Annotated in this window: 18 protein-coding genes, 1 tRNA gene and 1 pseudogene; 16 read left to right on the top strand and 4 right to left on the bottom strand. The window is 57.5% G+C overall.

All coding sequences use genetic code 11. The annotated features are described in order from the left end of the window. The first annotated feature begins 133 nt into the window (after positions 1 to 133). From cysS to GBCGDNIH1_RS25070, 5 genes are all read left to right on the top strand, one after another. Entirely contained in the window at positions 134 to 1,504 is a 1,371-nt protein-coding gene (gene cysS / locus GBCGDNIH1_RS18195; protein ID WP_025319008.1) for a cysteine--tRNA ligase, read from the top strand. A gap of 36 nt (positions 1,505 to 1,540) precedes the next feature. After that, positions 1,541 to 2,314 (top strand): RNA methyltransferase, encoded by a 774-nt coding sequence (locus GBCGDNIH1_RS18200; protein ID WP_011631844.1) that lies wholly within the window; start codon positions 1,541 to 1,543, stop codon positions 2,312 to 2,314. A 205-nt stretch (positions 2,315 to 2,519) separates the two neighbouring features. Continuing rightward, positions 2,520 to 3,509 carry an NAD-dependent epimerase/dehydratase family protein gene (locus GBCGDNIH1_RS18205; protein ID WP_025319007.1) on the top strand — a complete coding sequence of 330 codons (990 nt, stop codon included), beginning with the start codon at positions 2,520 to 2,522 and terminating at the stop codon, positions 3,507 to 3,509. Continuing rightward, a complete protein-coding gene (locus GBCGDNIH1_RS18210; RefSeq protein ID WP_011631846.1) occupies positions 3,502 to 4,653 on the top strand; it encodes a DegT/DnrJ/EryC1/StrS family aminotransferase in 1,152 nt (383 codons plus the stop codon). The genes GBCGDNIH1_RS18205 and GBCGDNIH1_RS18210 overlap by 8 nt, the downstream gene beginning before the upstream one ends. Then, positions 4,654 to 5,292, top strand: coding sequence for an acetyltransferase (locus GBCGDNIH1_RS25070; RefSeq protein ID WP_011631847.1), 639 nt, complete (start codon positions 4,654 to 4,656; stop codon positions 5,290 to 5,292). A 6-nt stretch (positions 5,293 to 5,298) separates the two neighbouring features. On the opposite strand, the gene GBCGDNIH1_RS18220 is transcribed toward GBCGDNIH1_RS25070, so the two are convergent. Both GBCGDNIH1_RS18220 and GBCGDNIH1_RS18225 read right to left on the bottom strand, forming a co-directional pair. Then, positions 5,299 to 7,254 carry a glycosyltransferase family 2 protein gene (locus GBCGDNIH1_RS18220; protein ID WP_011631848.1) on the bottom strand — a complete coding sequence of 652 codons (1,956 nt, stop codon included), beginning with the start codon at positions 7,252 to 7,254 and terminating at the stop codon, positions 5,299 to 5,301. A 231-nt stretch (positions 7,255 to 7,485) separates the two neighbouring features. Then, positions 7,486 to 9,621, bottom strand: coding sequence for a molybdopterin-containing oxidoreductase family protein (locus GBCGDNIH1_RS18225; RefSeq protein ID WP_011631849.1), 2,136 nt, complete (start codon positions 9,619 to 9,621; stop codon positions 7,486 to 7,488). Positions 9,622 to 9,881: 260 nt separating this feature from the next. Here GBCGDNIH1_RS18225 and GBCGDNIH1_RS18230 point away from each other — a divergent pair, with 260 nt between their 5' ends. After that, positions 9,882 to 10,145 (top strand): hypothetical protein, encoded by a 264-nt coding sequence (locus GBCGDNIH1_RS18230; RefSeq protein WP_011631851.1) that lies wholly within the window; start codon positions 9,882 to 9,884, stop codon positions 10,143 to 10,145. Between the two features lie 81 nt (positions 10,146 to 10,226). Here GBCGDNIH1_RS18230 and GBCGDNIH1_RS18235 read toward each other — a convergent pair. After that, positions 10,227 to 10,300 (bottom strand) — tRNA-Gln (locus GBCGDNIH1_RS18235). Positions 10,301 to 10,534: 234 nt separating this feature from the next. On the opposite strand from GBCGDNIH1_RS18235, the gene GBCGDNIH1_RS18240 reads away from it, so the two are divergent. The 7 genes and pseudogenes from GBCGDNIH1_RS18240 to GBCGDNIH1_RS18270 all read left to right on the top strand — a co-directional run bounded on the left by GBCGDNIH1_RS18240 (position 10,535) and on the right by GBCGDNIH1_RS18270 (position 19,217). Beyond that, the gene (locus tag GBCGDNIH1_RS18240; protein ID WP_232449687.1) at positions 10,535 to 11,662 is read left to right on the top strand and encodes a Ppx/GppA phosphatase family protein; all 1,128 of its coding nucleotides are present in this window, start codon (positions 10,535 to 10,537) and stop codon (positions 11,660 to 11,662) included. A 13-nt stretch (positions 11,663 to 11,675) separates the two neighbouring features. Further along, a complete protein-coding gene (locus GBCGDNIH1_RS18245) occupies positions 11,676 to 12,368 on the top strand; it encodes an RlmE family RNA methyltransferase (RefSeq protein ID WP_011631853.1) in 693 nt (230 codons plus the stop codon). A gap of 135 nt (positions 12,369 to 12,503) precedes the next feature. After that, the gene (guaB, locus tag GBCGDNIH1_RS18250) at positions 12,504 to 14,024 is read left to right on the top strand and encodes an IMP dehydrogenase (RefSeq protein ID WP_011631854.1); all 1,521 of its coding nucleotides are present in this window, start codon (positions 12,504 to 12,506) and stop codon (positions 14,022 to 14,024) included. 34 nt (positions 14,025 to 14,058) lie between these two features. Continuing rightward, a complete protein-coding gene (locus GBCGDNIH1_RS18255; RefSeq protein ID WP_011631855.1) occupies positions 14,059 to 15,345 on the top strand; it encodes an RsmB/NOP family class I SAM-dependent RNA methyltransferase in 1,287 nt (428 codons plus the stop codon). Beyond that, positions 15,342 to 15,941, top strand: a complete 600-nt coding sequence (locus GBCGDNIH1_RS18260) for a GNAT family N-acetyltransferase (protein WP_011631856.1) — start codon at positions 15,342 to 15,344, stop codon at positions 15,939 to 15,941. The genes GBCGDNIH1_RS18255 and GBCGDNIH1_RS18260 overlap by 4 nt, the downstream gene beginning before the upstream one ends. Positions 15,942 to 16,097: 156 nt before the next feature. Continuing rightward, positions 16,098 to 17,666, top strand: coding sequence for a glutamine-hydrolyzing GMP synthase (gene guaA, locus GBCGDNIH1_RS18265; RefSeq protein WP_011631857.1), 1,569 nt, complete (start codon positions 16,098 to 16,100; stop codon positions 17,664 to 17,666). Between the two features lie 293 nt (positions 17,667 to 17,959). Next, positions 17,960 to 19,217 (top strand): annotated as a pseudogene (locus GBCGDNIH1_RS18270) (tyrosine-type recombinase/integrase). Here the strand turns inward: GBCGDNIH1_RS18270 and GBCGDNIH1_RS18275 are convergent. Beyond that, on the bottom strand, positions 19,183 to 19,467 hold the full coding sequence (locus GBCGDNIH1_RS18275) for a helix-turn-helix transcriptional regulator (RefSeq protein ID WP_072563905.1): 285 nt from the start codon (positions 19,465 to 19,467) through the stop codon (positions 19,183 to 19,185). The pseudogene GBCGDNIH1_RS18270 and the gene GBCGDNIH1_RS18275 sit on opposite strands and share 35 nt — an antisense overlap. A 280-nt stretch (positions 19,468 to 19,747) precedes the next feature. On the opposite strand from GBCGDNIH1_RS18275, the gene GBCGDNIH1_RS18280 reads away from it, so the two are divergent. From GBCGDNIH1_RS18280 to GBCGDNIH1_RS18290, 3 genes are read left to right on the top strand one after another with little or no spacing between them, the layout of a single operon-like run. Further along, entirely contained in the window at positions 19,748 to 20,389 is a 642-nt protein-coding gene (locus GBCGDNIH1_RS18280; protein WP_025319001.1) for a DUF2239 family protein, read from the top strand. A gap of 22 nt (positions 20,390 to 20,411) precedes the next feature. After that, positions 20,412 to 20,867, top strand: a complete 456-nt coding sequence (locus GBCGDNIH1_RS18285; protein WP_011631861.1) for a hypothetical protein — start codon at positions 20,412 to 20,414, stop codon at positions 20,865 to 20,867. Beyond that, positions 20,864 to 21,772 (top strand): alpha/beta fold hydrolase, encoded by a 909-nt coding sequence (locus GBCGDNIH1_RS18290; RefSeq protein WP_011631862.1) that lies wholly within the window; start codon positions 20,864 to 20,866, stop codon positions 21,770 to 21,772. Before GBCGDNIH1_RS18285 ends, GBCGDNIH1_RS18290 begins: the two co-directional genes overlap by 4 nt. The last annotated feature ends 25 nt before the right edge of the window (positions 21,773 to 21,797 follow it).

Genomic DNA, 21,797 nt, shown 5'->3' on the forward strand with positions numbered 1-21,797 from the left:
AAATGTATTCTGTTGAACCTAACTTTACAGTACAGGAGTCGCTGGTTAACGTTACTCTCATCGAAAATTCTGAAGAGGCTTCATCCAGCCCGTGCCCGTTGATTTCGTAGGCATACCGGCGCAAAAAGCCGATATGAATCAGGCAGCCTTTTTTCTTTATAATTCAGCCACCCACGGGCGGGAGCCGTTCAGGCCTATCGACCCGAAGCACGTTAAAATATACGTGTGCGGACCGACCGTTTATGATCTGGCCCATATCGGTAATGCCCGCAGCATGGTGGTATTCGATGTGCTGGCAAGGGTTCTGCGCAGACTTTATCCCCGCGTCACCTATGCGCGGAACATCACGGATGTGGATGACAAGATCAATGCCCGCGCGCGTGAAAGCGGGGTTTCCATTGATGAAATCACCGCCCGGACCACGGCTGATTTCCATGCCGATATGGCCAGCCTCGGCAATCTGCCACCGGATATAGAGCCGAGGGCGACCGCCCATATTGCTGAAATGATTCTTCTGATCGAGAAGCTGATCGCTCAGGAGCATGCTTATGAGACGCATGGCGAGGGGGAGGGACATGTCCTGTTCTCCGTAGCCAGCGATCCTTCCTATGGGTCTTTATCGAACAGATCACCGGATGAACTGTTGGCGGGTGCGCGGATTGATCCGGCCCCTTACAAGAAAGATCCTGGTGACTTCGTGCTCTGGAAGCCATCAGCTGACGACCAGCCGGGATGGGATAGTCCATGGGGGCGTGGCCGCCCGGGCTGGCATATTGAATGCAGTGCCATGTCCTGGCGCTATTTGGGCGAAGATTTCGACATTCATGGCGGTGGTGGAGACCTGATCTTTCCTCATCACGAAAATGAATGTGCCCAAAGCCGCTGCGCTTTCCCTGGCAGTCATTTCGCCCATTACTGGATGCACAGCGCCATGCTGCTTCTGGATGGCGAGAAAATGTCCAAAAGCCTCGGCAACGTGCTGACCGTACGCGATCTGCTGGGTCAGGCGGATGGTGAGGCGATCCGGCTGCTGTTCCTGAAAACCCATTACCGCGGCGTGCTGGATTTCCGCTATGAGGCATTGAAGGAGGCGGGTAAGGAGCTTGATCGCTTCTACCGTGCCTTGCAGGCGCACCCGGCTCTGCCTGATCTGGACGAGACCGTGGAGAATCCGGTGCTGGAGGCATTGCGGGATGATCTGAACACGCCGCAGGCTCTCTCCCTGATGCATGGGCTGGCTTATGCCGCTTTGGGAGGGGATGCGCTTGCGGCCGCACAGCTGAAGGAGGGGGGCATGCTGATGGGGCTGTTCACGCGGGAGGCTGAGGCATGGTTTCAGCGTGGCATCAATCCGGACGAGATTGCCCAGCGGATTGCGGACCGTCTTCAGGCGCGCAAGGATCGGAATTTCGCCGAGGCCGATCGTATCCGCAATGAACTGGCTGAAGCGGGTATTCTGCTGGAAGATGGGCCATCAGGAACCACATGGCGGCGGGCCAGCTGATTTTTTCCTCTATACAGTATAAGGCACACTCAGATTATGACTGGACGAGACGGCGGGGCACCGCTTCAACCGCGTGACCCAAGCCCGGTCATTATCCTCGTGCGCCCGCAACTGGCGGAGAATATCGGCTCCACGGCGCGGGCCATGGCGAATTGTGGCCTGTTCCACCTGCGTCTGGTCTCGCCGCGGGATGGATGGCCGCAGGACAGGGCATGGCGCACTGCATCGGGGGCCGACAACATCCTCGATTCCCTCACTGTTCATGAGACAGTTGAGGATGCGGTTGCAGATCTGCACCGCGTGTTTGCCACCTGCCCCAGACCGCGTCATATCGTCAAGACTATCATGACCGCCCGCGGGGCCGCTGCTGATATCGTGCTTGCCTGTGAGCGTGGGCTGAAAACCGGTATTCTGTTCGGTCCGGAAAGGGCCGGGTTGGACAACGATGATATGGCCTGTGCGGATACGCTGGTTCGCTATCCGCTCAATCCAGATTTCATGTCGCTAAATGTATCTCAGGCGGTTATGGTCATGGGGTATGAATGGTGGATGGCACAGGATGCCACGCCATCACGCCAGTTGATGACCAACGAATCACATGTGGCCACAAAGGGGGAGTTGAACAATTTCCTGCGTCATCTGGTCAGGGAGCTTGATGAGTGCGGATTTCTGAGAAATGAACAGAAACGCTCCGGTATGATTCGCAATATCAGGCACTTCTTCCTGAGAGGAGAGGTGACGGAGCAGGAGTTGAGAACCCTGCATGGCATTGTTCATGAGCTTTCGCGTGGGCGTGGGCGTGGGCGTTAAATTTTTTCCCCAATGATTAATTGTAACAAAATATCGATAACTGTTTGATATGCACCACAAAGAGTCCTGAGGCTTTTGGATATAAAAATTTAGATTTTGACAAAAGTAGATTGGCTGGATGATCTTTTTAAAAGATTTACAATTGAACGAAATCTTGTAAAAGTATTGTCTAAAGCACCATCAATTTCGGGATGTATTGCTCTCCTTGTCCTATCATTATGATCCCTGCTTTCATGGTAAGAAAATCCTTGTCACGGGGGGGGCAGGATTTCTCGGTTCCAGCCTCTGTGAGGCTTTAGCCAGAAAGGGCGGAGAGATAACGGTTCTGGATAGCTTCATGCCGGGGAGTGGCGCCAATATGGCCAATCTCTCGTCTCTGGATATCACTCTTGTCCGTGCTTCTTTGGAAGAAGCCGACCTGCATACCCTGTGTGAGGGAGCAGATTTCATATTCAATCTTGCTGGTCAGACGGGCCATCTGGCGGCACAGCTTGATCCCTTCGCCGACCTGGCTGTCAATGCTATGGCACAGTTACGCCTGATTGCAGCGGTGAGAGACGTGGCACCGGGGGCGGTTATCGTTCATGCCTCGACCCGGCAGTGTTATGGCCGTACCGGTGGTGCGCCTGTCGATGAAAGCCATGTTTCGGCACCGCAGGACTTCAACGGTGTCTCCAAACTGGCGGGTGAGCAATACTGGATGGCGGAAAGCCGTGTGCATGGGCGCAAGGTGACGGCACTGCGTCTGACAAACTGCTACGGTCCCAGACTGCGTCTTCAGGATGGGCGGCAGACCTTTCTGGGAACATGGCTGCGCCATGTGCTTCAGAGCCAGCCATTCGAGGTCTGGGGTGGGCAGCAGGTGCGTGATTTTACCTATGTCGATGATGTAACAGCGGCCTTTATGGCTGCTGCAACCACGCCGGACTGTTTTGGGCGCTTGTTTAATATCGGGGGGTATGAAAGTGCTTCCCTGCTGACATTGGCTGAACTGCTGGTCGAGGTTGCGCCTTTCCCGGTGCGGTATACGGTCAAGGAATTGCCGGAAGAGCGGGCCAGAATAGATATCGGCGCCTATTGTGCCGATGATCGTGCTTTCCGTGGGGCCACTGGCTGGAAACCCCGGATTTCTCTGGCGGAAGGGTTAAGGCAGTCACTGGAATGGTATCGGCCGAGAGTGCAGGATTATGTCTGACCCTGTGATTGTGCCGCAGGCTGATCCGCGCGCCTTCTACCTTGCATATCGTGCGGAGATTGATGCTGCTATTTCCGGTGTTCTGGCGTCTGGAAGCTATATTCTCGGGGAACAGGTCTCGGCTTTTGAAAATGAATTTGCCATATGGCTTGGGCGTTCCCATGCCATAGCTTGTGGCAGTGCGACCGATGGGCTGGTACTTGCGCTGCGTGCTCTGGGGGTCGGGGCCGGGTGTTCAGTGGCCACGGTTTCTCATACCGCCGTGGCGGTGATTGCAGCGATTGAAATGGCGGGGGCACAGCCTCTGTTGCTCGATATCAATCCAGCCGATTACTGCATGAACGTGGATGAGCTGACGAAAATTCTCTGCAAGTCACCGGATGGGGCCGCCCCCGTGCGGGCTGTTATCCCTGTTCATCTCTATGGCCAGTCAGTAGATATGACGGCGCTCATGCTGGCGGCAAAGCAGGCCGGGATTCCGGTTATTGAGGATTGCAGCCAGGCGCATGGTGGCCGCCATCATGGTAAAATGGTGGGCACCTATAGCACTCTGTCCGTTTTTAGCCTGTATCCGACCAAAAATCTTTGTGCACTTGGCGATGCAGGGATTGTCAGCACAGACGATCCTGACATTGCAGAGACTCTGCGACGCTTGCGCCAGTACGGCTGGGGGCAGGAAAGGCAATCGGAATTAAAAGGCGTCAATTCCCGCATGGATGACATTCAGGCATCCATTCTGAGTATTGGTCTTGCCTGTCTGGATCAAAGAAACAGCCAACGGCAGATGATTGCACGGTCCTATGACGCTACCCTGCGTGATATTGGCGGCCAGCCCCCCTGTGTTCGCCCTGGGAATACGCATGTTTATCATCAGTATGTCATCAGGGTACGGGATCGGGACGTTCTGAGAGATGAGCTACAGCGGTCAGGCGTTCAGACAGCGATCCACTACCCGTATCCTGTTCATAGCCAGCCCGCCTATCGGAACAAGGTGATGCTCGGTCCTGCCCGCTGTGTGGAAACGGTTAAAGCAGCAGATACCATTCTCAGCTTGCCGATGTTTCCGGAGCTGGAAAGCGGACAGGTGGAGCATGTCTGTGCCATGCTCAGGAAGTTTTCTCATCTGATTCGGCAGGATGATTGAATGATGCGCTCTCTGGCTCTTTTCGGTGCAGGCTCTGCCTTGGCGGTGGATGTCGAGGAAAGCTGTCGCCGGAATGGTATCAATCTCCGGATTTTAGTCCGTAATACCGAACACACGGCGCATCCTGATGTGGAAGCCCCATCCATCACTCTGGAGGAGATCACGGATGATCTCATCGGAACGGAGTGGCTGATCCCGCTTTTTACCCCGGCCAACCGCAAGAAAGCATGGCAGCATGCGACATCGTTGGGATTGAACAGCTTTGCCTCCCTGCTGGATGCTTCATCGGTGTATCCCTCCCGCCTGAGCGTGGAGGAGGGGGTTTATGTCAACTCCGGCTGCACGATCGGGGCATGTTCCCGGCTCGGTCGGTTTTCATTGATCAACCGTGGTTGCTCGGTTGGACATCATTTGTCGCTCGGGGCTTTTTCCTCGATCGGGCCGGGGGCGGTTCTGGCCGGTGAGGTGACCGTTGAGGAAGAGGTGATGATAGGGGCAGGCGCCATTATCCTGCCCACAGTGAGGATCGGCGCCCGTGCCCGGATCGGTGCAGGGGCTGTGGTCCGCAAGGATGTGCCTCCCGGCGCTTTGGTGGCAGCCCCCGATGCGCGCGTTCTGCTGCGAACACGCGGGGGGTAGGCAGATTTATCGCCTCAGCCTATGCAGCAAATGACGCAGCGGCGCTGTGTAACGCCATATTGTGGAATCAAGCATAGCCTGATGCTGCCTGGTCAGCGCCTGTAACTGCTCTTCGAGTAAGTCCAGCTTTTCCTGTGAAGGATCTATTGATACGGGCGGGGAATTTTCAGTCGCAAAATGGCGGAAGACATCCACTTCACCGGTAAGCCACTTGAGAACTTCGTACCCGTCCTGTGTCTGCACACAGGCATGGGCCATTTCCATGGCAAACAGGCGACGCCCCGCATTCTGAGATCTGACCGCCATATCAACGAAATCGGCCAGCAAGCCCCGATGATCAGGCCCGTGATCAATGCCCAGCGTGGCCCGGAAAATCTGCCTCTGCCAGGACCGGTCGAGTGTTTTGAGATGACGCAGAACGAGGGGCGTTTCCCATTCCGTGCGTAATATTGTGCTCCGGCTGGGCGCACTCATATTACGCGCACCCTCCCGTATCCTGAAAGCTGTCAGTTCTTCATTCAGAAAAGCGATATCGTGTCCGCTGACCAGCATGCGGGTCCACATATCAAAATCCTGCGAATTGGTCAGTCGCGGATCATAGTAACCAAGCGTCTCAAACACGCTGCGCCGGATCATTGCGGTTGGGGCACATAGACAGTTTCCATGAAGGGCGAAACGTCGAAGCCAACTGGTGGAAGAAAAATCCGGCATCTGCATGGGCGCTGTAAAATCCAGAAAACTTTCAGTTTTCTGTCCATGCTCATCAACTGCAACAGGCAGACCGAAAACGGCGGAGATATGAGCATTCTGGTCAAGAAACGCCACCTGCCGTGCGAGCCGCTCCGGCAAGGCCCAGTCATCGGAATTGAGAATGGCGATATACTCGCCCCGCGCCCTTTTCAGGCAGTGATTCATCGCGGAGGAAATGTCGACATTGCTCGTCAGTGCTTCGACATCCAGACGAGTGTCTGAAAACTGACGAATGACCGACAGGGTACCGTCGCTTGATGCATCATCAGTCAGGATGATTTCAAAATCCTGAAAGCTCTGATCGAATACGCTTTGCAGGGATTGGGCGACATACTGTTCGTGATTATAGCTTTTGATGACCACTGAAACACGCGGCGCTGTCTGTGGCCTTGCATGCACTGTCGGAACTGAAATCCGTTCCTGCCCCTCCCACCACAAAGGACGCTCGCCGGAATGCGCCGCCACGAAATCCGGCCCGGACAGATCGTCCGAGGTTGCGACCATATAGTCCCATTCCTTGCGCCGTTTTTCTTCGTTCCAGCGATAGCGATGCCCCCAGTCATTCTGCACATCGACGGAGCCAAGACGGGCGCCTTGTTCTTTCTGTCTTTCAGCATTTCTGTCATAGCCAAGATGCTTGAAATGCCACAGCATCAGTTCATCCCGTGCGGGAAGGCGAATATTGCCCTGTGGCTGAGCCGAATGGCGGCCTTCCGCAAAGCCGGTTTCCATAATGGCATCGGGATTGAAAATGCCCAGCTTGTTGAAAAACCGCCTGGCACGCCCCGATGTGACTTTCTCGACCAGCAGCCCATCATCCGAGGGAAAGTTTTCGCTGTTCATGTCGAAACCAAGGGCGGGAATACAGGTAACGCCTTCAGCCTTGCGTGCCTGAAGATAGCACGTCATCGGCTGGCCCTTGACCCATAGATGTTCATCAATGGCGGTGATGACGACCCAGTCTGCCTTGCCCCGGCTTTCTTTCCAGGCGTTTTCATGCATTGCCTTATGGGACAGTACGAAAGAGTCGGTATGAACCCTTTCGAAACGCCTCAACTCGACCTTGGGATGGGCTTCCAAAATCTCCAGCGATCCATCGGTCGAGCCATCATCGTAAATAACGTAACGATCGACCCAGGAATCAAAATGCCGGAAGAAAAATCCAAGCATATCTGCTTCGTTCCAGCAAACAGTATAGAGATCGACCGTCATTTTGCGACGCCCCTGATTATCTTTATTTCAAAGCAGGTATAGCGTTAGCAACGAACATTCCGCAACGATGAGCAAAATGTTGAGGAAGGTTCAAGTCGATGCGTTAAAACAAGATCAATGGACTGATAGTCCAACCCTCCTTTGGAATTTCGTATTTCTCAATCCACTACTGCTGGCCCAACAACAATATGCAGGCAGACTCGTGAGTTCACCACGAGCCTGCCCGACACCTCAATTCGTGCGCATCACATCCACAAGATTGTCGGAAAAGCTGGGCGCGTGGCCAAGATCGGAGAAGGCAGCACTGCTGATACTGTTCACGGTTCCATCATTCAATTGCCGCCAATATCCCAGCGTTGTAACGACAATGCCGGGATTGACGTCGCTGGTGATACGAGCCATGGCCCGGAAGGCACCCCGGTCATTCATGACCTTGACACGATCACCATCCTCGATGCCACGTGCCTGCGCATCGGAGACATTGATCAACACGAACTGCTCCCCCTGACCACGGATTTTCTGTTCCATGTTAGCATAGCAGGAATTGAGAAAACCGTGGCTTTTCGGTGAAACAATCGAAAGCGGGTATTTTTTTGCCAACTCAGTTGCAGCCAGAGGATTTTCCCGTGCACCGAGATAGTCTGGCAGAGGGTCGACCGCTTCGTTGGGTTGGAACGCTTCGTACATCTGACGGAACGGGGCGGGCACAAAATTGCGTGCTCCGTCGAGCATGAAATGGCATTTTCCGGTTGCAGTCGGGAAGTTCCCGTCTTTATGCGGTGCCCTGTTATCAGCCGTGCCGACATTCAGCCGCGCATAGCCATGCTGCTTCAGATAGGCCAGATCAATTCCTTCACAGGCGGGTGATGACCAGTCGACAAAATTTTGCAGACATTCTTCATCAGACCACAGGAAATTGGCATCCTTAAAACCGAATTTTCCTGCCAGACGGCGAAAGATTTCGTTATTCGGCAGCGCTTCACCAGGTGCATCAGCACATCTGGTCGTGTAGGTCAGATACAGATGCCCCCAGGAAAGGATGATATCCTCCATTTCCGCCCCCATCGCGGCAGGCAGAAGAATATCGGCATAGGAGGCGGTGTCGGAGATGAAATGCTCGGCCGATACCAGAAACAGATCCTCCCTTTGCAGGCCCTGCACGATTTTGTCCGTCTCCGGTGCCTGGGTGACTGGATTAGCATTCCAACACATCATTGACATGATCGGCGGATCGAGCGGTATCTCACCAGTTAACGCCTTGCCGAGTTCCAGTGCACTGACCACGCGTGTTCCTTCCGGGATCAGATCAGGCCTGCAGATGACATCGAATTTGTAAGGATGCTCCCACACCGCGAACTGCGTCATTCCACCGCCGACATGCCGCCAGGACCCGGTCAGTGCCGGAATACAGGCAATGGCACGTACAGCCTGACCACCGCCGTAATGACGTTCCAGCGCCACACCGATGCGAATGGCGGCCGGTTGCTCTGTCGCGAGGCTCCGGGCGAGCTTGCGGATATCGGCAGCGGAAACGCCGGTAATGGTTTCCGCCCATTCCGGGGTGCGGTCGGCAGCGCGTGCTTTCAGTTCGTCAAATCCGACCGTATGGTTGGCGACATAGTCATGATCCACCAGATCCTGTTCGATCAGTGTGTTGATCAGGGCCATGGCCAGCGCGCCATCGGTGCCGGGGCGGGGAGCAATATGCCAGTCCGCGCTTTTGGCGGTGCGGGAGGCATAGGAGTCGATCACGACAACCGTGGCCCCGTTTTTCTGTGCATCCCGGATGATTGCCCAGTGATGGAGGTTGGTGCTGATGCTGTTACAGGCCCAGATCACGATATATTTTGAATGAATATAGCTTTCCGGATCGACGCCTGCTGTCGGCCCGACCGCCATAAGCCATGCGGTCGATGATCCTTCACCACAAAAGGTCCGTTCGCAGACTGTGGCACCAAGGCGATTGAAAAAGGCATCCCCGCCATTCAGGCCCTGCAAAAGCCCCTGATGCCCGAGATAGCTGTAGGGCATGATTGCCTGAGGCCCGTATTCGGTCATGATGGCCTGCCAGCGGGAGACGATCTCGTCCAGTGCTTCATCCCAACTGATCCTTGCGAACTGGCCTGATCCTTTCGGCCCGATACGGCGCATCGGATACAGCACACGGTCAGGGTGGGCATGCCTTTTCTCGTAATCTTTCACTTTAACGCAGAGTCCGCCTCTGGTCATTGGATGATCAGGGTTGCCTCGCACAGACTGCAATTGTCCGTCCTTGACGTCGAACAGCATTGCGCAAGTATCGGGACAGTCATGCGGGCAAGCGCCGTGAAATGTTTTAACCTCGTCTGGTCCTGTGGCGGCAATCATGGGGACGTCTCCGTATTTTTAAAGTATTTCAGCATGTTGTGATGCCGCTCCCTGAACCGGCATCGGTCATGAAACTCTTTTCTTGCACGGTAGCCTCAATAGCGCCCGCCCGACCAGCCATAATCAGATATCGGGGGTGCCATGTGCTGGATAAATGGCCATGATCTTAATACCGATTTTAAGAAAAACCCTCTTTTAATCAGAAACAAAAGGGATAGGTCTTTGTTCATAACAACAAAACAAACACGAGGAGTTAAGCCATGGACAAGGTCATGAATATTCAACGCATCGCTGCAATCTGCGCCATTGGTGGTGTTGCGCTGTTCGGTCTGCCTGCTGCGTCCCATGCGACCGGAGCGGCAGCCATGAGTCGGACGGGCTATGCGGCCCAGAGCAATATTGAGCCTGTTTCAGCGACGATGAATGGGCTGAAGCAGCAGGGTGGATGCCGGGAAAAAGAAATGTGGGGTCCGTCAAAACGGCCGGAAGTTGAGCAGGTTTGTACAGGCCGTGCTTCGCAATAAACGGGCACCTGAAACCAGCGGATAGAAAACCAGATTGCGCAAGCCAGCCTGTTCTTATCTAAAGATCAGACTATGAAATATTGGCTGGGGGACCTGGATTCGAACCAGGGCTGACCGGGTCAGAGCCGGTAGTTCTACCGCTAAACTATCCCCCAGCGGCTGGTGGCGGGCTATTAGCATCGGTTTTACGGCAGGGCAAGTCCCTGCCGTCACGCTTTTTTTATACAGCTGATTTTGACCTCTCCCCTTGCCGCCGCCCACTGTGGTTGTAGGTATCCCACGCCCGGCATGCGGCATTGAGAGCATCTGAAAAGGCGAAAGGAAAAAAATACATCGGGGCGTAAACGGTTTATACTCCACCGATGGTTAACCCTTATTCACCCTTCTCCTTGAATTTGCCAGGTGCCGGGTCTCATCGACAGGCGGGGGCTTCTGCCTATGCTGCGCTCGATCTGGGAACCAATAATTGCCGTTTGCTGATCGGCACTCCGGCCGGTGGCAGTTTCCGTGTGCTGGACAGTTTCAGCCGTATTGTCCGGCTGGGGGAAGGGTTGCAGACGACCGGCAGGCTCAGCCCGAGGGCGATGGAGCGTACCCTGTCGGCCTTAAGAGTTTGCGTCGCCCGGATGCAACGCAGAACTTTGTCCGGTGTGCGGGCTGTTGCCACGGAAGCTTGCCGCCACGCTGTTAATGGCAGGGATTTCCTTAGCCGCGTACAGGCTGAGACCGGACTCGACTTTGACGTGATCTCCACGCGCGAGGAAATCGAACTGGCCCTGGAAAGCTGCATCCCCTTGCTTCGGCGTACTGAGGCGCGGCGGATCCTGCTGTTCGACATCGGCGGAGGCTCTACGGAGCTTGCCTGGGTACGGATTGATGGCAATTGCCCGGTTCTGGTTGGAACTGTTTCCCTGCCTGTTGGCGTCGTGCGTCTGGCCGAACAATATGGGGATGCCCGGTTCAGCGCCGGCGCTTTTGAGGAAATGGTGCAGGATGTCCGGCAGCGTCTGGAAACGTTCGAGGATATCCACAGAATTCATCCTGAAATCCTTCACGGTGGCGTTGCCTTGCTGGGTACTTCCGGCACTGCAACCACGATCGCGAGTATCTGTTTCGACCTGAACAGGTATCGTCGATGCATGGTTGACGGAGCGGTGATGAGCCTGACGCAGGCGGATCAGGCAGTGCAGATTCTGCGGGCGCTTGGTGGGGCGGAGCCGCAGGGGGAAGGATTGCGCAAACACCCCTGTATCGGCCCTCAACGTGCTGATTTCGTGCTGCCTGGTTGTGCGATCTTTCAGGCGATCCGGTCGCTTTGGCCGACGACTTCTGTCATTGTCGCGGACCGGGGGCTGCGGGAGGGAATGCTGCTGAGGATGATGCATGAGGCCGGTCATGGCGGCAGACGCGGCAGAAGAAAGCGCAATCCCGCAATTCCTTCTTCACGCTCCGGGTTGACCGGCTCTGGATTGGAAGGGCCCCCTTCTGGCATATCAACACGAACGAAGCCGGTTTAAGACGGAACAGATAATGAGCGGTGGAAAAACGCAGCCTCCTACGGGACCGCGCGGCAAGGTTGTGATGCTGAAAACGGCCCGCAAGCGTAGCGTGGCCTCACAACGCTGGCTGACCCGGCAGTTGAATGATCCGTACGTAGCGGCAGCCAAGGCACAGGGCTGGCGCTCCCGTGCAGCCTTCAAGCTGATCGAGCTGGATGACAAATTCGGGCTGATCAGCAAGGGCAGCCGGGTGATTGATCTGGGCGCGGCACCAGGTGGCTGGACGCAGGTAGCCATGAAGCGCGGTGCTGCCGTGGTGGTCGGCGTGGATCTTCTACCAGTCGATCCGGTGCCAGGCGCGACGCTGATCCAGGGCGATTTCAACGATGATGACATGCCGGCGCGACTTTCCTCCCTGATGGGTGGCAAGGCCGATCTGGTGATGTCCGACATGGCTCCCAACACGACCGGCCATGCGGCGACCGATCATATGCGTATCATCGCGTTGACCGAACTGGCGCTGCATTTCGCTTTCGATGCTCTGGCCCCAGGGGGTGCCTTTGTGGCGAAAGTGTTTCAGGGTGGATCGGAAAAACAGTTGCTTGAACCCATGAAGCAACGATTCGCCTCGGTTCGTCATGCCAAGCCTGCTTCCAGCCGGAAGGAAAGCAGCGAGCTGTACGTGGTCGCAAAAGGATTTCGTCCCAACGGGTTGCAGGACTAAGGCGTGCAGGCAACCCGTCGTGCCCCAGACGCGGGGCAGGCAGAATACGGAATGGCTTGCCCAGATACGGGCAGGGGCGTTAAGGGAGCGCGCCAAGGCGCACCCGCCCGTCCGACAGGATGAAAGGTCCAGGCCATGGCTTCCGATGACGTTTCTGATCGCAACTCCAGCCCTCAGGCTGCTGTCTCTCCGGTGTCCCGGATCGAGGAAGCCCTGGCATTTGACGATGTGCTCGTCATTCCATCCTATTCACAGATTTTGCCTTCCAGCGTGGTGACTACCACGCGCCTGACGCGGAAGATTTCCCTCAATATTCCGCTGGTATCGTCGGCGATGGATACGGTGACGGAAGCGAATATGGCGATCGCCATGGCGCAGCATGGCGGCATTGGGGTCATCCATAAGAATCTGACTATCGAGGAGCAGGCGCAGCAGGTTCGCCGGGTCAAGAAATATGAAAGCGGTATGGTGGTAAATCCGCTCACCATCCATCCGGACCAGACGTTGGCCGATGCCCGCGCTTTGATGAGCAGCAACCATATCAGCGGCGTGCCGGTGGTGGAGCGGGAATCCGGCCGCCTGGTCGGTATTCTGACCAATCGTGACGTGCGCTTCGCCACCGATCCTTCAGTGCGGGTGTATGAGCTGATGACGCGGGAAAATCTGGTGACGGTTTCTCCCGGCACCAATCCCGAGGAAGCACGTACACTGCTGCATCGCCACCGGATCGAAAAACTGCTGGTGGTCGATGAGAATTATTGCTGTGTCGGCCTGATCACCGTGAAGGATATGGACAAGGCGCAGGCCTTTCCGCTTGCCAACAAGGATGCGCTGGGCCGTTTGCGGGTCGCGGCCGCCACAGGTGTTGGTGAGGATGGTTTCCGTCGTGCTCAGGCATTGATTGATGCAGAAGTGGACGTCGTGGTGGTCGATACCGCCCATGGCCATTCCGAGGGCGTTCTGGCCGCCGTAGCACGGATCAAAAAAGTCAGCAGCGATGTGCAGGTGATCGCGGGCAATGTCGCGACACCGGAAGGTGCTCAGGCGCTGATCGACGCGGGGGCGGATGCGGTCAAGATCGGTATCGGTCCGGGCAGCATTTGCACGACGCGCGTCGTGGCAGGCGTGGGTGTGCCCCAGTTTACCGCTGTCATGGAGACTGCTGCCGTATGCCGGGCGGCGGGCGTTCCGGCCATTGCCGATGGTGGTATCCGTACCTCTGGCGACGTCGTAAAGGCAATTGGCGCGGGGGCGGATTGCGTCATGGTCGGCAGCATGCTGGCCGGCACTGACGAAGCACCCGGCGAGGTTTTCCTATATCAGGGGCGCAGCTATAAATCCTATCGTGGCATGGGTAGCCTCGGCGCGATGGCCCGCGGCTCGGCGGATCGGTATTTTCAGCAGGATATCAAGGACCAGTTGAAGCTGGTGCCGGAAGGGATCGAGGGCCGGGTCGGCTATAAAGGCCCTGTGGCTGCGGTGCTGCATCAGATGACCGGCGGTCTGCGGGCCGGGATGGGCTATACGGGCAGCGCTTCCATCACCGATCTTCAGCGTAATGCACGCTTCCGGCGTATCACCGGTGCCGGGTTGCGAGAGAGCCACGTCCATGACGTGGCGATCGATCGTGAAGCCCCGAATTACCGGGTCGATTGATGCGCATCTCTTCTCCTGACCCGGCTCGCATCCTGTGACGCCTTCAGCACGGCTTGCCGCGGCGATCACGTTGCTGGAGGAAATCGAGGCCGCTCCCCGCCGCCCGGCGGATGCGGTGGCCAATGATTTCTTCCGTGCCCGGCGTTATATCGGTGGCAGTGACCGCCGGGCCGTCTCTGCTCAGGCATGGCAGGTGCTGCGTGCCCGTCGCCGGATGGGGTGGTGGCTGCCGGAGGCTCCGCCGCGCCTGCTGGTGGCCGGTCATATGTTGCTGACCGGGTGGACGCTGGAGGCTGTGACAAAAGCGTTCTCCGGCGGCCAGTATGCGCCTGCACGGCTGACAGAGACGGAACACACAGCCCTGCGTCTCCTGGAGGGGCATACGCTCGATCATCCGGAGATGCCGGATGCAGTGCGTCTGGAACTGCCGGACTGGATTTTGCCCCGGTTTGTGGATCGCTTCGGCCCGGCTCTGGCTGCTGAACTGGCGGAGATGGAGAGTGAGGCGCCTCTCGATCTACGGGTCAATCTGCTTAAATCGGATCGTGATACCGCCCGTAGCGCGTTGCGAGCAGAAGGGATCGAGGCGGAGTTCACCACTCTATCTCCGTGGGGTCTGCGCGTGCATGGCCGCCGTCCGGTGACGACCGGTGCTGCATTTCGCCAGGGGTTGATTGAAATTCAGGATGAGGGCAGCCAGTTAATCGCGGCACTGGTCGGGGCTGGCCCGGATATGCGCGTGGTGGATTATTGCGCCGGAGCTGGTGGCAAAACTCTGGCCATGGCGATGACGATGCTCAATCGCGGCCATATCGTGGCGTGTGATACTTCCGAACCTCGGTTGGAGGGGGCGGTGCGCCGTTTGCGACGGGCCGGAGTGCATAATGTTGAGCGCCATCTGCTGACAGCCGGTGATAAATGGGTCAAGCGCCGGGCCGGAAGCTTTGACCGCGTTCTGGTGGATGCTCCCTGCACCGGAACCGGCACATGGCGGCGCAATCCGGATGGGCGGCTGAGGCTGACCGAGACTGATCTGCTCGAACTGGTGCCAAAGCAGGCGGACATCCTGGATCGAGCCGCCACCTTGCTACGTCCGGGCGGCAGGCTGGTCTATGCAACCTGTTCCGTGCTGGCAGAGGAAAATACCCGGCAGATTGAGGCTTTCCTGGCAAGACGGCCCGAATTCCGGCTGATGCCGCTGCGGCAGGCTTGGCCGGATGCTCCGGCGGCGCTGACAGGGGATATGCTCAGTCTGACGCCACGCAGCTTCGGCACGGACGGGTTCTTCGCCGCGGTGCTTGAGAAACCGGTTCCTGCATGATCGCCATCCGCCGCGCCCGTCCGGCTGATGCGCCTTTAATCGGCGCTGTGCATGTCGCGGTGTGGCGCAGCGCGTGTCCGGGGATTGTGCCGGATGACCATCTCAGCCAGATGTCCGTGACCAGACTGGCAGCCTATTATGATGCCGCTATCATGGCCGGGCAGGGCGTGTTTGTTCTATGTGCATCGGGTGAAGACGTCCCGCTTGCTTCTGCTGGGAAAAGTGGAAACATACCAAAGGGGCCGCGTGTCATCGGCTTCTCCACGGCGACAAGAGCCGCACCCGGTGAACCGGGGGAAGGGGAGATCGGTGCGCTCTGCATTCTGGACGATTACCGGGAACGTGGATTGGGACGCCGCCTGATACGTGCTGCGGCATCGCACTTAAGAATGCTTGGATGCCGCTCCGCTTATACATGGGTGTTAAGGGACAGTCCGGCCCGCTGGTTTCATGCCCGTCTGGGGGGCGTTGCTGTGGCCCAGGGCCATATTTCTCTGGCTGGTGTAACGCTGGAACAGGACGCTTTCCTCTGGGAACCAATTGAAATGCTGCTACGCCCAGGAGCATTACGAAAAGAAGACCGGGATGACACCTGATCTCCGGCATGCAGAGTGGAATGTCGCCCTGTCATGTCAGTTTTCCACTGTTTTACCGTTGCGATCCGACGCGGCTTCCGGCATTGCCCCCACTGGCCATGTAGGGCCTGCATTTGCCCCCATTTTCACGGGGTGCGTTGAAGGAGAGAGAGCCTGATGAGCGACATTCTCGAACAGATCGTTGATCGGGTTCTGATTCTGGATTTCGGCAGTCAGGTCACTCAGCTTATTGCCCGCAGAGTCCGCGAATCAGGGGTTTATTGCGAAATCTGGCCATTTACCGCGGATGCCGAGCGTATCCGCACCTATGCACCGCAAGGCATTATCCTTTCAGGGGGCCCATCCAGCGTGGCGCTGGCAGGATCTCCGCGCGCACCGGATGTCGTGTTCTCGATGGATATCCCTGTGCTGGGTATCTGCTACGGCCAGCAGACGATGTGCGTGCAGCTTGGAGGCTCGGTCGAGGGCAATGACCATCAGGAATTCGGCCGCGCCCATGTTGATGTCGTGGAGAATTGTCGGATCACCGACGGTCTGTGGGAAAAAGGCGCGCGTGAGCAGGTCTGGATGAGTCATGGCGACCGGGTCACTGCTTTACCCCCCGGTTTCCGTGCGGTAGCCGTCAGCGAGGGCGCGCCTTTCGCGATGATTGCCGATGATGATCGCCGTTTTTACGGTGTGCAGTTTCATCCGGAGGTGATCCACACCCCGCATGGCACGCAGTTGCTGCGTAACTTCACACATGCGGTTTGCGGCTGCTCCGGCGGCTGGAGCATGGCGGCATTCCGCCCTGCTGAAATCAAGCGTATCCGGGAGATTGTCGGTGAAGGGCGCGTTATTTGCGGCCTGTCCGGCGGCGTTGATTCAACCGTGGCGGCGGTGCTGATCCATGAGGCGATTGGCGACCAGCTCACCTGTATTTTCGTGGATCATGGCCTGCTGCGCCAGAGTGAGGCGGAACAGGTGCTCGCTATGTTCCGTGACCGTTTTAACATCAAACTGGTGCATCGTGACGCTTCCGATCTGTTCCTCGGGGCGCTGGAAGGGGTCAGCGACCCTGAGGTAAAGCGCAAGACAATCGGCAAGCTGTTCATTGATGTATTCGAGGAAGAAGCCGCCAAGATCGGCGGCGCTGATTTCCTGGCGCAAGGTACACTTTATCCGGATGTGATCGAGAGCATCAGCTTTACCGGTGGTCCTTCGGTCACGATCAAATCCCACCACAATGTCGGTGGCCTGCCAGAGCGGATGCGAATGAAACTGGTCGAACCGCTTCGCGAATTGTTCAAGGACGAGGTGCGCGCACTGGGTCTTGAACTGGGCCTGCCGAAAGAAATGGTCGGCCGCCACCCCTTTCCCGGCCCGGGCCTTGCCATCCGTATTCCCGGAGCGATCAGCAAGGACCGTCTTGAAATCCTGCGTCGTGCTGATGCCATTTATCTGGAGGAAATCCGCAATGCCGGTCTCTATGACGAGATCTGGCAGGCTTTCGCGGTTCTGCTGCCAGTCCGCACTGTAGGCGTGATGGGCGATGGCCGCACCTATGACTTCGCCTGCGCCCTGCGTGCCGTCACCAGCACGGATGGCATGACGGCGGATGTCTATCCGTTTGATATCAAGTTCATTGCGAGAGTGGCTAACCGCATCGTCAATGAGGTGCGGGGGATCAATCGTGTGGCCTACGATATTACATCGAAGCCACCGGGAACAATTGAGTGGGAATGATTTTTGCCTATCCGGGCATACCCAAAACCACGCTAATGTACGATCTAACCCACTGATAAAAATAAATATTCATGTCGACATCTATCGATGCCTATCGGTGGGCAGAGATCGCGGCCGTCGGCCCCGCTGACGGGCCTCGGCCATATTGATCGCGACGAAATTTGAAAGTACCGTCAAGGGAGATGAGGCTCCTGACGGTACTTTTTTGACGCTAAGCTGCTGACAATACGCAGACTTTTCCGGCGAGAGCCCCCCAAAACCGCGCGACGGTACTTTTTTGGAGGTGGCATAGCATGTTGACGGATGCAGCGATCAAAGCGCTGAAACCCAAAGAGAAAATGTACAAGGTGACGGACCGCGACGGCATGTATGTGCGCGTCGCGCCATCTGGCGCGCTCTCGTTCAGGCTGGACTATCGGGCTCAATGGACGACGCGAGACGGTCTACCTGGGCAAATACGGGCGAGATGGAATCTCGCTGGCGCGAGCCCGGGAGCTCTGCCTGGATGCCAAACGAGCGATCAGCGAGGGCCGATCGCCAGCCATTGAGAAGCAGCGCGAAAAGCGTCGTATCAAGGAGGCCAAGAGCTTCGGTGAGTTCGGCGAAAAATGGCTGGTGAACGCGCCCATGGCCGACAGTACCCGAGCGATGCGTCGTTCCATCTTTGAACGGGAGCTAATGCCGGTTTGGCGCAACCGCCTGCTGACCGAAATCACACCAGATGACCTTCGCGCCCAATGTGGGAAGATCGTGGATCGCGGCGCACCGGCGACGGCAATCCATGTCCGGGACATCCTGAAGCAGATCTACGGCTTCGCCATCCTTCATGGCGAGAAGGTCGCCAATCCGGCTGATGACGTCGGACCGGCATCGATCGCAACTTTCACGCCAAAGGATAGAGCTCTGTCGCCAGCCGAAATTCGGGTAATGCTGAAAGAGCTTGAAAAGGTTGCCACGCTGCCGACGATCCGTCTCGGGATGCGGCTTTTCTTGCTGACGATGGTGCGCAAGAGCGAGCTGCAGGACGCGGTATGGGATGAAGTGGACTTCGAGAACGCCGTTTGGTCAATACCCAAGGAGCGGATGAAGCGATCGAAGGCGCATAACGTCTATCTGTGCCGCCAAACCCTCGACATCATGATCGCGCTCAAGACCTGCGCTGGCAACTCCCGCTATTTACTGCCTTCGCGGTACGACGCCGATGCTCCGATGTCCCGGGCGACGTTCAACCGTGTCACCTATTCGGTAGTGGAGCAGGCCAAACAGGATGGGCTGCCGCTCGAACCATTCACGGTTCACGATCTGCGGCGGACTGGATCGACCCTGCTGAATGAGTTGGGCTTCAATCGTGATTGGATCGAGAAATGCTTAGCGCATGAAGACGGCCGATCGTCGCGCGGCGTCTACAACAAAGCGGAATACGAAGTTCAGCGTCGTCATATGATGCAGGAGTGGGCGGACATGATCGACGCGTGGATTGATGGCCGGAAGCATGTCCCCACTCTCTTGCCGCCGGCTATGTCGCTGGTCGCGCTTGATCCCGCTCTTTGATCGGACGCGACTTCCGTTTTGATACGTCGGGATGTTTTGCGCGGCGGATTGGAGCGGCCCGCCGCGCCATCAGCCAGGCTTCCACCTCCGCCAAGTCCCAGACTATGCAGCGCGGAGATAGGGCAAACCGTCGCGGGAATTCGCCACGTTGCTCCATCTCATAGATGGTGCTGTCGGCAAGCGGAACCATTTCGCGCAGTTGTTGGCGTCGGATTGTCCGGCGAATTTTCAGGTATTCGATTCGAGTCATCTATTTCTCCTTTCTCGCTGACGCGATTGAGGGCGATAGATGTCGATACTGGAAGTCCCCTTGAAGCGCCGTGCGGTCCTTTCGGGCTATGGCGTATACATCGGCGGGTTTCCTTGTGGCATATCCCCTCGTCAGGCCATTCCCACTCCATGCTTGATCTGGAGACTGAATGAGCGCCCGCGCCACGGGCGATCGGCGGAAAGTGCATATTTCTACCCGGGTGTAATTGACAATAAGTTTTATCCGGGTATTAATCGGGCGGTCCATAAGTGAGCACCCCATGTCCGATCCTACTCTCAAGACCTGCACGGCATTTGTCGGGCATCGATTGCTCCTCTCAGGTCCCCTTCCTGACGTGGCCCTGGCCGTTCGGCAATCGACCGGCGTGGCGGACATGGTTCTCGTTTTCGACGACGCAACGGGTCGCATCGTCGATCTCGACCTGCGTGGCAGCAATGCCGATATTCTTGAACGGATTTCCCAGCCCCCCACGACCTATGCGGGGCGCTATCGCCCCAATATCGATGCGGTGCCGACCTCCCAGGGATTGGACGAAGCCCAGAGCCAGAAAACCCGGGGCCGACCAAAGTTGGGAGTCGTCGCGCGCGAGGTGACCTTGCTGCCCCGGCAGTGGGACTGGCTGACGAACCAGCCCGGCGGGGCGTCGGCGACACTGAGGCGTCTCGTCGACGAAGCGCGCAAAACAGCGAGCCCCCGCCAGCAGAGGCGGGCGGCGCAAGAGGCTGCGTATCAATTCATGCAGGCGATCGCGGGAGACCTGCCCGGTTACGAAGACGCGACCCGGGCGCTCTTCGCCGACGATCGGACATCATTGGAACAACGGATCGCTGCGTGGCCTGAAGACATCCGCACCCATGCGCTGCGTCTCGCCTTCGGCGCGGGCGAGAACCAAAGCGCTTAACCCGCCATTCAACGGAACACCGATGACCAGAGCCGACCCCATTTCCTACCTCGAACCGACACAGGACGCTGGCCGCAGGTTCGTACAGCGCAACCTTGCCGGTCCCGTCGTGATGCTCAACCTGCTGCGCTTCAGGGCTGTCGCCGATTATTCGGGCCACCCTGAGCTGGCACCTGCCAGGCCGATCAGCGGTGCTGAGGCCTTCAAGCTCTATGTTGAGCACACACTGCCCTTCTTACGAGAAACCGGCGGCGATCTCCTCTTTCTCGGCCATGGCGGTCCCTTCCTGATCGGACCGACCGATGAACATTGGGATCTGGCGATGATGATCAGGCAGGCCAGCACCGCGTCCTTCCTCTCCTTCGCCAGCCACAAGGGCTATCTCGCTGGACTTGGTCACCGCACGGCTGCGGTGATGGATTCCAGGCTTCTGCCATTGTCCGAAATGGCGCTACCCGTTGCAGGAGCGAGGCCATGAATATTGCAAAGGCCAATGGTATCGAGCTCGCGTGGGACAGTTTCGGTCATGCCGATGCGGAAACGGTCCTGCTGATTTCGGGGCTTGGAACGCAGATGATCCGCTGGTCCGAGACTTTCTGTACGGGGCTGGCCTCACGAGACTATCGCGTGATCCGTTTCGACAACCGCGATGCGGGCCACTCGACGCATTTCAGCGCTTCGCCCGCGCCGGATTTCGACGCACTCGCAACTGCCCTGATGGCCGGGCGCAGACCTGATGTGCCGTATACGCTTGACGACATGGCAACGGATGCGATCGGCCTGCTTGATGCGCTCGGGATTGCCAAGGCGCATGTCGTCGGGCGCTCAATGGGGGGAATGATCGCGCAGGTTCTCGCGAGCGAACATGCGGATCGGGTCCTTTCGCTGACGTCGATCATGTCGAGCACCGGCAATCCGGTCCTGCCGCAGGCGGCACCCGATGTCATGGCGATGATGATGCGCCCTGCGCCTGATCCTATGATCGATCCGGAAGGCTTTCTCGCGGTGCGCCTCGCGTTCGCGCGCAGAATCGCCGGGACGGGCTATCCGTTCGATGAAGAGGCCCATCGTGCCATTCTCCTTGATGAAGTAAGGCGTAGCTACGATCCGGGAGGCACTGCGCGGCAGATCGCTGCCATGGCGGTGGCTGGAGACCGGCGAGCACGACTCGCAAACATCACGGTCCCGACACTCGTCATCCACGGCGTCGATGACCCATTGATCCCGCCCGCCTGCGGTCAGGACACGGCGCGCTCCATACCGAACGCGGTCTACCTGCCCATCGAGGGCATGGGTCATGATTTGCCACGAGACGTTGAAGAACGGACCGTCGACGCGATCCGCAAGGTGATGGCAGATCAATCGTCGGCTGAAGGCACCTGACCATGTCGCAGGGCGAAAGGATGAC

Source organism: Granulibacter bethesdensis CGDNIH1 (assembly GCF_000014285.2).
Lineage (GTDB): Bacteria > Pseudomonadota > Alphaproteobacteria > Acetobacterales > Acetobacteraceae > Granulibacter > Granulibacter bethesdensis.